Origin of the sequence: Streptomyces sp. NBC_01190 (genome assembly GCF_045039895.1) — a bacterium.
GTDB lineage: Bacteria > Actinomycetota > Actinomycetes > Streptomycetales > Streptomycetaceae > Actinacidiphila.
This window is the reverse complement of sequence record NZ_CP108580.1, coordinates 7,861,727-7,872,932: the sequence shown is the minus strand read 5'-3', so window position 1 is coordinate 7,872,932 and position 11,206 is coordinate 7,861,727. Positions and strand designations below refer to the sequence as shown.

Here is an 11,206-nt window from a genome sequence, read left to right as displayed (position 1 = left end):
CTGGAGGGGTGGCCGGCCACCAAGGGGTCGGGTCAGCCGAAGACGCCGAGGGCGGCGAGGGCGCTCGCACCGCCGACGACGAAGAAGGCCGGGGTGAGGATCTTGATCTCCACCCGGCTCCCGGCGCGGAACCGCATGAACTTGGGCGGGCCCAGCGGGTACCAGCGTCGGCGGCCTATCGGTATCGGCCACAGGACCGGGCAACCGGAGACCGTCAGGGCGTCGCCGATGCAGTGCACCAGTGAGCCGAGCAGGATCGGCAGGCCGATCCACAGGTAGTGCTGGCCCGGGCTGTTGAAGAGCCACTCCTTGCCGTTGCCGGGATCGTCGAGGATGTCGACGAGCACCCAGGCGCTGGTGGCGCCGAGCAGCCAGACCAGGACGTCGCTGGAGACCCGGGCCTGCCGCCAGAGCAGGCCCTCGACGGCGAGCACCATGTGGACGAAGAGGATCGCCAGCACCGCCCAGCGTCCGCCGACGAGCGCCGCGCCGGAGCAGCCGGCGCCGAGGAGTACGGCCCACGGCCAGGTGTGGGTCAGGGTGCGGTGGCCGCCGTTCCGCCGCGGGTCGCCCTTCCCGCGGGTCGCCGAATAGGTGGCGTGCCCGAGGGCGTCGATGGCCTTGCACAAGGCGCGCGACACAGGCCCGAAGGCGCGCGATATGGTCGCCGCCTGGTGGTCGAGATCGGGGGCGAGGGCGGCGCCCGCGCAGATCAGCGCACCGACCACAAGGGTCGGCCACGGCATCGGGTGGCCCAGGCCGTCTGCGATGGCCCCCACTCCCAGCCAGGCCGCCGCTCCGGACAGTGAGTGCGCAGGTCCCATCATGGTGGTGCTCGTCCCCCCTTTTCGGCCGCCCTGAGGCGGAGTTGACGCTCAGTCGAGGGCACACCCTACCGGTGATGATCACGGCCTCGTCCCGCCGGCTGCGCCTCCGGCGCCGTGGACGGGCAAGATGGTGGGGTGACCCTTATCGATCAGCTCCCTCCCGACCCCGATCCCGATGCCCTCTTCGAGGCGTTCTCGACGTGGGCCGAAGGCCAGGGCATCACTCTCTACCCGGCCCAGGAGGAGGCGCTCATCGAGGTGGTCTCCGGCGCGAACGTGGTCCTTTCCACCCCCACCGGCTCCGGAAAGAGCCTGGTGGCGGCGGGTGCGCACTTCGCCGCGCTGGCCCGGGACGAGGTGACCTTCTACACCGCGCCGATCAAGGCGCTGGTCTCGGAGAAGTTCTTCGACCTGTGCAAACTCTTCGGCACCGAGAACGTCGGGATGCTCACCGGCGACGCGTCGGTCAATCCGGACGCGCCGGTGATCTGCTGCACCGCCGAGGTGCTGGCGTCCATCGCGCTGCGGGACGGCAGGAACGCCGATGTCGGCCAGGTGGTGATGGACGAGTTCCACTTCTATGCCGAGCCGGACCGCGGCTGGGCCTGGCAGATCCCGCTGCTCGAACTGCCACAGGCGCAGTTCCTGCTGATGTCGGCGACGCTCGGTGACGTCTCCCGGTTCGAGGAGGATCTGACCCGGCGCACCGGGCGGCCCACCGCGGTGGTGCGTTCCGCGACCCGGCCGGTACCGCTGAGCTACGAGTACCGCACCACGCCGATGACCGAGACGCTCACCGAACTGCTGGAGACCCGTCAGTACCCGGTCTACATCGTGCACTTCACCCAGGCGGCGGCGGTGGAGCGGGCGCAGGCGCTGATGAGCATCAACATGTGCACCCGGGCGGAGAAGGACGCGATCGCCGACCTGATCGGCAACTTCCGCTTCACCACCGCCTTCGGCCGCAATCTCTCCCGGTACGTGCGGCACGGCATCGGTGTGCACCACGCCGGGATGCTGCCCAAGTACCGCCGGCTGGTGGAGAAGCTCGCCCAGGCCGGCCTGCTGAAGGTGATCTGCGGGACCGACACCCTGGGGGTGGGCGTCAATGTGCCGATCCGCACGGTTCTCTTCACCGCCCTCGCCAAGTACGACGGGCAGCGGGTGCGGGTGCTGCGGGCCCGGGAGTTCCACCAGATCGCCGGCCGCGCCGGGCGGGCCGGCTTCGACACCGCCGGCTTCGTGGTGGCGCAGGCCCCTGAGCATGTGATCGAGAACGAGAAGGCACTGGCCAAGGCGGGCGACGACCCGAAGAAGCGGCGCAAGGTGGTGCGCAAGAAGGCGCCGGAGGGCTTCGTCAACTGGTCGGAAGCCACCTTCGAGAAACTGATCGCGGCCGACCCCGAGCCGCTGACCTCGCGGTTCCGGGTGACGCACACCATGCTGCTGTCCGTCATCGCCCGTCCGGGCAACGCCTTCGAGGCCATGCGGCGGCTGCTTGAGGACAACCACGAGGACCGGCGGGCCCAGTTGCGGCACATCCGCCGGGCCATCGCCATCTACCGCTCGCTGCTGGACGGCGGGGTGGTGGAACGGCTGGCCGAACCGGACGCCGAGGGCCGCATCGTCCGGCTCACCGTCGACCTCCAGCAGGACTTCGCGCTCAACCAGCCGCTGTCCACCTTCGCGCTCGCCTCCTTCGAACTCCTCGATCCCGACTCCCCCTCCTACGCCCTGGACATGGTGTCGGTGGTGGAGTCCACCCTGGACGACCCGCGGCAGATCCTCGCCGCCCAGCAGAACAAGGCGCGCGGCGACGCGGTGAGCGCGATGAAGGCCGACGGGGTGGAGTACGAGGAGCGGATGGAGCGCCTCCAGGACGTCGGTTACCCCAAGCCGCTGGAGGAACTGCTCCTGCACGCCTACGGCGTCTACCGCAAGAGCCACCCCTGGGTCGGTGACCACCCGCTGTCGCCCAAGTCCGTGGTCCGCGACATGTACGAGCGGGCGATGACCTTCTCGGAGTTCGTCTCGTACTACGAACTCGCCAGGACCGAGGGCATCGTCCTGCGCTACCTGGCCGGCGCCTACAAGGCGTTGGAACACACCGTGCCGGACGATCTGAAGTCGGAGGACTTCCAGGATCTGACGGCGTGGCTCGGTGAGCTGGTCCGGCAGGTGGACTCCAGTCTGCTCGACGAGTGGGAACAGCTCGCCAACCCCGAGGTGGAGACGGCCGAGCAGGCCGCGGAACGGGCCGACCAGGTCAAGCCGGTCACCGCCAACGCCCGGGCCTTCCGGGTGCTGGTCAGAAACGCCCTCTTCCGCCGGGTGGAGCTCGCCGCCCTGGAGAAGTACAACCTGCTCGGTGAGCTCGACGCGGACACCGGCTGGGACGCCGACGCCTGGGCGGAGGCCATGGACGCGTACTGGGACGAGTACGACGACCTGGGGACCGGACCCGACGCGCGCGGCCCCAAGCTGCTGCTGATCGAGGAACAGCCGCAGCTCGGTCTGTGGCGGGTCCGGCAGACCTTCGCCGACCCCAACGGCGACCACGGCTGGGGGATCTCCGCCGAGGTGGATCTGGCGGCCTCCGACGAAGAGGGCCGCGCGGTGATCCGGCTGACCGATGTCGGGGAACTGTGAGGTGACCGAGAACGCGCGGGACGACACGGACCGGACGGGCAGCGCCGCCGACGGACTGGTGGAGCTGCTCGACCTGGAGCGGATCGAGGAGGACATCTTCCGCGGGCGCAGTCCCGAGGAGCGGTTGCAGCGGGTGTTCGGCGGCCAGGTCGCGGGCCAGGCCCTGGTCGCGGCCGGCCGGACCACCGACGGCAGCCGTCCGGTGCACTCGCTGCACGCGTACTTTCTGCGGCCGGGCCGCCCCGGTGTGCCCATCGTGTACCAGGTGGAGCGGGTCCGGGACGGACGCTCCTTCACCACGCGGCGGGTGGTGGCCATCCAGCAGGGTCGGACGATCTTCAACCTGACCGCCTCCTTTCATCAGTCGGAGCCGGGCTTCGAGCACCAGATGCCGATGCCCGGCGTACCGGGCCCGGAGGAACTGCCGACGCTCGGCGACGAACTCCGGGCCCACCTCGGGGTGCTGCCGGAGGCGCTGCGACGGATGGGCCGCCGGGTCGCCTTCGACATCCGCTATGTGAACCGGCTGCGCTGGACCCCCGAGGAGATCGAGGGCGCCGAGCCGCGCAGCGCGGTGTGGATGCGCGCGATCGGTCCGCTGGGGGACGATCCGCTGGTGCACACCTGCGCGCTCACCTACGCCAGCGACATGATGCTGCTGGACGCGGTGCGGGTGCCGATCGAGCCGCTCTGGGGCCCCAGGGGCTTCGACATGGCGTCGCTCGACCACGCAATGTGGTTCCACCGGCCGTTCCGGACCGACGAGTGGTTCCTCTACCAGCAGGAGTCACCGATCGCGACCGGTGCCCGCGGCCTGGCGCGCGGTCAGATCTTCGACCGCGCGGGGCGGTTGCTGGTCTCGGTGATGCAGGAAGGGCTCTTTCGCAAGATCGGGAGCTGACCTGCGGCGCGGGAGCAGCCGGCCCAGCCCCCGGCGCGCCGGAGCAGCGGCGTGGCGGGGCGGCCGGGTGCCGGGCGGTGGCTGCGGCGGTGGCTGCGGCGGTGAAGTCGACGTCAAAAGCGACGACGTTGACCACGCCGAGGAAGCCGAGGAAGCCGGCGAAGACGACGACGGGACCGCCGGCGGCCTGCTCGACCGCGGGGTCGATGACCGGCCTGACGGCCGGATCGACGGCTTGGGCAGCGCCGGAGGGCCCGAGCCCGGTCGCGAGGAGGGCCGTGGCGCCGGGCGCAGCGCGCGGGCCCTGCCCAGGGCGTCGGCGAGCGCGAGCAGGCCGAGGGTGATCTCCTCCGGATGGTCCGCGACCGTCACCTCCCTGATCCGTGTCGCCGAGGCGCGGCCGACCCGGCCGGGCGGCAACTCCCCACGCAGCTTACGCAGGTGGGTGCGGTCGAAGGCGTCCGGCACCGCGTCGGCGACGATCTCGGGACCCAGCAGCGCCGCCCAGACCGCGGCCTCCTCCCACGCGTCATGCGCGTCCCGGACGAGTTGGGCGGTGCGGCGGGCCCGCCAGCGCCGCGGCCGCTGGTCCTCGCCGGCCGCGACCGCCTCCCGCAGGTCCTGCGGCAGGGGGCCGTGCAGCAGCTCCGGGTGGGTGTCGCCGAGCTCGGCGACCTCCCACGCCAGATACATCCAGACCACCGCCTGGTACTGATTGACGTACCAGCGCAGCGGGTGCGCGTATCCGGCCCGGGCGAGCCGGACGAAGCGCTCCCGGCCGACCCCGAGCAGCTTCGCCGCCTCATCGCTGCTCACGAGGCGCAGCCGGGCCAGCAGCGGCTCCGGATGGCCCTCCGCCGAGCGCAGCCGGGCGACCGCCTCGGCCGGCACCTTCCACTGTCCCGGCCCGCAGACCACACTCGGCACCTCGCCGGTCTGGAGCGCCACGTCGAAATCGTCGTGGTCGAGACCCAGCTCCTCCCTGGCACGCGTGAGGGTCAGCAGCGCGGGTGCGACCGGCCCGGTGTCGGCCGGCGGCGCCTCCGGCGCCCTCGCCGCCCCGCCCGACCCGCTCGCCCCGGTCGAACCGCTCGATCCGCTCTCCCGGGCAGCCCCGGTGCCCCGGGCCGTCGTGGCCGCCGCCGCCGTTTTGGTCGCCGGTGCCTTCCGCGCCGACCGGACCGTCTTCATCGTCATGGCCATCATTCCCCCGCATCCGTTCAATCACTGACAGTGACCAATCTAATGAGCGAGACGACCGGCCGTCGGCGGCCCTGTGGATAACTCCCGCCGCTCCGAACGGCTCAGAAGGCGATCCGGACCGTTGCGGCGGGAGGCGCTCCATGGGGTCGGAGAGCGCCCGAGTGGAGGAGGAGGCGTCAGCGGCCGCGCGGTGCGTACATGATGACCCCCACCCCGGCCAGCGTGATCGCCGCGCCGATGATGTCGAACCGGTCCGGCCGGTAACCGTCCGCGACCGCCGCCCACAGCAGCGAGCCGGCCACGAACACCCCGCCGTACGCCGCGAGGATCCGGCCGAAGGAGGCGTCCGGCTGAAGCGTCGCGACGAAACCGTAGAGGCCCAGGGAGACGACGCCCAGCGCCACCCAGCCGATCCCCCGGTGCTCCCGCACTCCCTGCCAGACCAGCCAGGCGCCGCCGATCTCCAGGAAGGCGGCGACGACGAAGAGGAGTACGGAACGCGGGCTGATCATGCGACCATGATGCATGGCCACCAGCGACCCCCTGGACGCCGGGCCCGCCGCCGACGCCGCGCGGACCGGAGCCCGGGAGAGGCAGCGGATCAGGGAGTTCTTCGCACCGAAGGCGGCCGGCTGGGAGAAGCGCTTCCCCGACGACACCCCCGCCTACGCGGCGGCCGTCGCCGAGCTGGGACTGCGGCCGGGCGACCGGGTACTGGACGCCGGCTGCGGCACCGCGCGAGCGCTGCCGCTGCTGCGGGCGGCGGTCGGCGCGGCCGGCACGGTGCTCGGCTGCGACCTGACCCCGGAGATGCTGCGGGAGGCGGCGTCGCTCGGCCGCACCGACGCGGGAACGCTGATCGAGGCGGACAGCGCCCGGTTGCCACTGCGGGACGCCGGGCTCGACGCCGTCTTCGCGGCGGGTCTTGTGCACCATCTGCCCGACCCCGCCGCGGGCTTGCGGGAGTTGGCCCGGGTGACCGGGCCGGGCGGCCGGCTGGCCCTCTTCCATCCGCTGGGCCGGGCCGCCCTCGCCGCCCGACGGGGGCACTCGCTGCGAGCCGACGACGTACGCGCGCAGCCGCGCCTGGGCCGACTGCTCGGCGACGCCGGCTGGGAACTCTCCCTGCTCGACGATTGCGCGGCCAGGTATCTGGCCGTCGCGGTCAGACGCCGGGACTGACGTCGCGGGACCGCCCGGCGGATCGACCCCTGAGCGCGTGCGTGGGCCGCGGGACGCCCCACGGCACCCGGCGCGGGCACCCGGCCGCCCACCGGCCCGCCACCCCACCGGATCCCGGCGCCCGCCCACCTCTCGACGGCGCGGTTACCGGCTGGTTAGGGTGCGCGGACGGGGATGCGCGGCGAGGCGAGGGAGACACCGGATGGGCGCCGAGGACACCGAACACGCCCGGAACACCGAGAGCGCGAAGGAGCCACAGGACGCCGGGATCGCCGGGAAGGCTGGGGACGCCGGGATCGCTGATGACACCGACGCGCTGTTCGTGCTGACCGCCGCGATGCTGACGCCGGGCCGGTACCCGGGCGTACTGGGGGACGACTATCCGTCGGCCTGCGCGGAGTTGGACCTCGCCCCGGTGGAGACCGGCTACGGGCTGGTGTTCGGCCAGGACGGCGCCGGCGTGCGGTGGACGGTGGCGACGACGGACACGGCCACGGTCGCGTGCGCGCTCGCGGCCTGGGACTGCGGTCTGGCGTACGACCTCTCCCCCGACGAGAACAGTCTGGCCGCCTCGCTCCCGGGCTGGCCGCTGCCGGTGGCGGTGGCCGCACCCGGTGTGCCCGCTCCGCACGACCCCGACGAGGGGACAGCCGGCCGGCCGCCGCTCGCGCCGCCCGACGCCTCCGTATGGGGTCCCGCCCAGCGGCGCATGGGCGCGGACGAGATCGCGGTCCGCTGGCACGAGTGGCGGGGCCGGTCGGCTCCGGAAAGCGCGTCCCGGCCGGATCCGGCTCCCGAGGCCGAAGGCCGCGCACCGGCGCCCGCGGCGGAGCACCAGAGCAAGGCCCCCTCCGCCGAACTCTCCACCGCACCCGCTGCACCCGCTGCACCCGCCACACCCGATACCGAGCCCACCGCACCCGCCGCGGCCCAGCCCCCCGCCATCTCCCACAGCGGCGTACGCCGTGCCCTCGCCGCCGCCGAGGAGTATCTGCGGCGCCCGCCCCCCGCCGGCCGGGTGCGGAGCGTCCACGGTGCGGTGCGGGCCGACGGACCCGGCTGGAGCCTGGTGGCGCGGATCGACGACATGGCGTTCGTGCTGCTGGACGAGGCTCCGGGCACGGTCCTGCCGGTCGGGCGCGGAACCGCGCTTCCGGCCCTGCTGGAAGCCCTCGGCAAGCTGGCCGCGACACCGGCACCCGCACCGGCTCCGCCGGCCGACCCGGGCCCGCCCACTCCCGCCACCGCCACCGCCCCGAGCTCGGGCCCCGCAGCCGCCGTCACCCCTTCCTGATGTCCGCGGCGACCGCGTCCGCCGCCTTGCGCGCGGCCACCAGCACCGGATCCCAGACCGGGGAGAAGGGCGGCGCGTAGCCGAGGTCCAGATCGACCAGCTGCCCCACCGTCAGGCCGGCGGTGAGCGCGACCGCCGCGACGTCGACGCGTTTGGCGGCGCCCTCCCGGCCGATGATCTGCACCCCGAGCAGCCGCCCGGTACCGCGCTCGGCCAGCATCTTGACGGTCATCCGGGCGGCGTCCGGGTAGTAGTGGGCCCGGCTGTCGGACTCGATGACGACGGTGACGAACTTCAGCCCGGCGGCGCGCGCCTGGGACTCCTTCAGACCGGTACGGGCCAGCTCCACGTCGCAGACCTTGCTGACCGCGGTGCCGACGACCCCGGGGAAGGTCGCGTACCCGCCGCCGATATTGGTGCCGATGATCCGGCCGTGCTTGTTGGCGTGGGTGCCGAGCGCGATGTGCTGGAGGGTGCCGGAGACGAGGTTGAGCACCTCCACGCAGTCACCGCCCGCCCATACCCGCTCGGTGCCGCGTACCCGCATCGAGCGGTCGGTGAGCAGGCCGTCGTGCACGCCGAGCGGCAGTCCCGCCGCGCGGGCCAGCGCGGTGCTGGGGCGTACGCCGAGGCCGAGCACGACGATGTCGGCGGGGAACTCCCGGTCGTCCGTGGCCACCGCGCGGACCCGGCCGTCGGGGCCGGTCAGCACCTCCCGTACGGCGGCGTCGGACGCCACCCGGACGCCGAGCCCTTCGAGCTCCTCGCGGACCAGCCGCCCCATGTCCGGGTCAAGGGTGCTCATCGGCTGCTCGGCACGGTCGACCAGGGTCACCTCAAGACCGTGGCGCAGCAGCGCCTCGGCCATCTCCACCCCGATGTAACCGCCGCCGACCACCACGGCGCGCCGTACCCCCTCCGGGCCGAGTCCGCGCAGGACGGCCTCGCCGTCGTCCAGGGTCTGCACGCCGTGGACGCCGGGGGCGTCGATGCCGGGGACGGCCGGCCTGACGGGTACGGCGCCGGTGGCGATCACCAGGTGGTCGTAGCCGGTCCACTCCTCGCGGCCCTCGCCGTCCCGGGTGCGGACGCGCCCGGCGGCGGTGTCCACCTCGGTCACCTCGGTGCCGAGCCGCACGTCGATGTCGTGGGCGCGGTGCTGCTCCGGACTTCTGGCGATCAGGTCCTGGGGGCCTTCGGCGTTCCCGCCGATCCAGTACGGGATGCCGCAGGCGGAGTAGGACGTGTAGTGGCCGCGTTCGAACGCGATGATCTCCAGGGCGTCCGCGGCCTTGCGGCGGCGGGCCTGGGAGGCCGCGGACATGCCGGTGGCGTCACCGCCGATCACGACCAGACGTTCCGTCATCTTCGGCGGGTCCCCTTCGGTACGGATGTCGGTGCGGATGGTCGCGGGTCGTCCGTGCGGACCGTGTCCGTACGGCGGTACGGGTCGGGTGCGCTACGGCTCCAGGTCGCACTTTACGTGGATGGGCGCCGGCTGCCCCGCGCCCGGCGTGGGCGTCGGGCGCCGCGCCGCCGCGTCGTCCCGGTCAGCGGGTGCCCGGACCGACCGCCCCCGCGGTCCGGGCGAGCCGGGACCTGGCCTCCATCAGCGCGAACCCCAGCAGATTCAGCCCCCGCCAGCCGGCGGGACGCGTGGCGGCCTCGTCATCGGCCGCCAGTCCGATCCCCCAGATCCGGTCACGGGGACTGGCTTCCACGAGGACGCGGCGGCCGGTGGCGAGCAGGAAGGCCAGCAGCTCGGGGTGCCGGCCGAACTTGTGCACGCTGCCCTCGACGACCAGCGCGAAGCGCTCCCGCGCCCACCGGTCCTCGTCGAAGCCGCGGACGGCGCGGCCGGCGTCCTTTGCCGCTTTGGGGTGCACGGCGGCCAGCACGCGGCGCTCGGCGTCGGGGTCGCCGAAGAGGCGGGCCTTGCCGGCCATCATCCAGTGTTCGGCGGTGGGGTAGCAGGCGCCGTCGACCGTGAAGGGAGCGGGCCACCACTGACTGAGGCAACCGGGGCCGACACTGCCGTCGGGGCACGGACGGTGCCCCCAGAAGTGCAGGTACTTCACCCGGGCGCCGGTGGCGGTGAGCGTGGCGAGCTCCGCCACCGAGCGGACGGCGGCCGCGCCGCCGGCCTCGTCGGGCGGCGGCCCGTCGGCCGGCGCGTCGGAAGGCATGGGCGTCAGACCGTTTCGAGCGGGCGGTGCGGAGCGGCCGGGAGCTGGACGAGGACGGCGTCTTCCGGACGGATCACGCCGTCCGCCAGCACGACGCCCATGATGCCGCCCTTGCGGACGATGGCGCCCGCTTCGTCGCGGCCGATGACCCGTTTGAGCAGGCCGCTGCGGAACCGGTCGATCTGGAGGCAGGGGTTGCGCAGCCCGGTGACCTCGACCACCGCGTCCGGTCCCAGCCGCAGCCGGGTGCCCACGGGGAGGCCGAGCAGGTCGAGACCGCGTGTCGTGACGTTTTCCCCCAGGTCGCCGGGGGCTATCTCGTATCCGGCCGCGCGCAGCTCGTCGAAGAGTTCGGCGTGGATGAGGTGGACCTGCCGCAGGTTGGGCTGGCTCGGGTCCCTGGCGACGCGGGAGCGGTGCTGCACGGTGACGCCAAGGTGCGCGTCGCCTTCCACCCCGAGGCCGGTGAGCAGCGTGATGCTGTCGCGGGTGGGCTTGCTGAACCGGTGCCGGGCGTCGCGGCTCACCGCGACGACGGTACCGGTGGCGCCGATGGTGCCGTCGGTGGCGTTCGTGGCGTCGGTCATGGCTGATCTCCCCTCGCAGCGGATGCTCGCAGCGGATGCGCCCGCCCAGCCGCACCCTACCGAGGGGCAGCGGCTGTCAGCGACCGATTTGTCGCCGGCTGACCCGGCGCAGCCGGCGCCGCTGCGAGGAATCGAGGGTCAGGTACGCGGCCACGGGCACTCCCACGATGATCAGGAAGCTCACCCACCACGGCACCCAGATGAGCAGGATCAGGCCCACCACCGCGCCGCCGACCGCGAGTTTCGCTCTGCTTGACATCTGCCAGCCTCCATACCGCGGCGGCCCGCGCCGCTCGCACACTGTCTCTACCCAGTGAAACGCGTCGCGGACCGCCCCAGTTCCCCCCGGCCCGGTGGCCCGGGAGGATTTTCCGCTG

At 73.1% G+C, this 11,206-nt stretch carries 11 protein-coding genes; 4 read left to right on the top strand and 7 right to left on the bottom strand.

The genetic code is table 11. The features are described from left to right. Positions 1-32: 32 nt before the first annotated feature. A complete protein-coding gene (locus tag OG519_RS32950) occupies positions 33-827 on the bottom strand; it encodes a metal-dependent hydrolase (RefSeq protein ID WP_405591908.1) in 795 nt (264 codons plus the stop codon). Between the two features lie 135 nt (positions 828-962). Between OG519_RS32950 and OG519_RS32945 the strand changes: the two genes are divergently transcribed. Together OG519_RS32945 and OG519_RS32940 are read left to right on the top strand one after the other, a co-directional pair. After that, complete coding sequence (locus OG519_RS32945) at positions 963-3,476, top strand: DEAD/DEAH box helicase (protein ID WP_405591905.1); 2,514 nt, start codon at positions 963-965, stop codon at positions 3,474-3,476. A gap of 1 nt (position 3,477) precedes the next feature. Next, entirely contained in the window at positions 3,478-4,377 is a 900-nt protein-coding gene (locus OG519_RS32940) for an acyl-CoA thioesterase (RefSeq protein ID WP_405591902.1), read from the top strand. Here the strand turns inward: OG519_RS32940 and OG519_RS32935 are convergent. Both OG519_RS32935 and OG519_RS32930 read right to left on the bottom strand, forming a co-directional pair. Then, the gene (locus OG519_RS32935; protein WP_405591899.1) at positions 4,264-5,574 is read right to left on the bottom strand and encodes a DUF6397 family protein; all 1,311 of its coding nucleotides are present in this window, start codon (positions 5,572-5,574) and stop codon (positions 4,264-4,266) included. The genes OG519_RS32940 and OG519_RS32935 overlap by 114 nt on opposite strands. A 182-nt stretch (positions 5,575-5,756) precedes the next feature. Beyond that, the gene (locus OG519_RS32930; protein WP_405591897.1) at positions 5,757-6,092 is read right to left on the bottom strand and encodes a YnfA family protein; all 336 of its coding nucleotides are present in this window, start codon (positions 6,090-6,092) and stop codon (positions 5,757-5,759) included. A 13-nt stretch (positions 6,093-6,105) separates the two neighbouring features. On the opposite strand from OG519_RS32930, the gene OG519_RS32925 reads away from it, so the two are divergent. Both OG519_RS32925 and OG519_RS32920 read left to right on the top strand, forming a co-directional pair. Then, positions 6,106-6,762 carry a class I SAM-dependent methyltransferase gene (locus OG519_RS32925; RefSeq protein ID WP_405591895.1) on the top strand — a complete coding sequence of 219 codons (657 nt, stop codon included), beginning with the start codon at positions 6,106-6,108 and terminating at the stop codon, positions 6,760-6,762. Positions 6,763-7,030: 268 nt separating this feature from the next. Beyond that, on the top strand, positions 7,031-8,056 hold the full coding sequence (locus OG519_RS32920; RefSeq protein ID WP_405593167.1) for a hypothetical protein: 1,026 nt from the start codon (positions 7,031-7,033) through the stop codon (positions 8,054-8,056). Here OG519_RS32920 and OG519_RS32915 read toward each other — a convergent pair. The 4 genes from OG519_RS32915 to OG519_RS32900 all read right to left on the bottom strand — a co-directional run bounded on the left by OG519_RS32915 (position 8,043) and on the right by OG519_RS32900 (position 11,088). Next, positions 8,043-9,422: an FAD-dependent oxidoreductase gene (locus OG519_RS32915; RefSeq protein WP_405591892.1), complete on the bottom strand. Its 1,380-nt coding sequence runs from the start codon at positions 9,420-9,422 to the stop codon at positions 8,043-8,045. The genes OG519_RS32920 and OG519_RS32915 overlap by 14 nt on opposite strands. A 184-nt stretch (positions 9,423-9,606) precedes the next feature. Then, positions 9,607-10,242 (bottom strand): NADAR family protein, encoded by a 636-nt coding sequence (locus tag OG519_RS32910; protein ID WP_405591889.1) that lies wholly within the window; start codon positions 10,240-10,242, stop codon positions 9,607-9,609. 5 nt (positions 10,243-10,247) lie between these two features. Beyond that, entirely contained in the window at positions 10,248-10,829 is a 582-nt protein-coding gene (locus tag OG519_RS32905) for an MOSC domain-containing protein (protein ID WP_405591886.1), read from the bottom strand. A gap of 76 nt (positions 10,830-10,905) precedes the next feature. Next, the gene (locus OG519_RS32900; RefSeq protein WP_405591883.1) at positions 10,906-11,088 is read right to left on the bottom strand and encodes a hypothetical protein; all 183 of its coding nucleotides are present in this window, start codon (positions 11,086-11,088) and stop codon (positions 10,906-10,908) included. Positions 11,089-11,206: the final 118 nt, after the last annotated feature.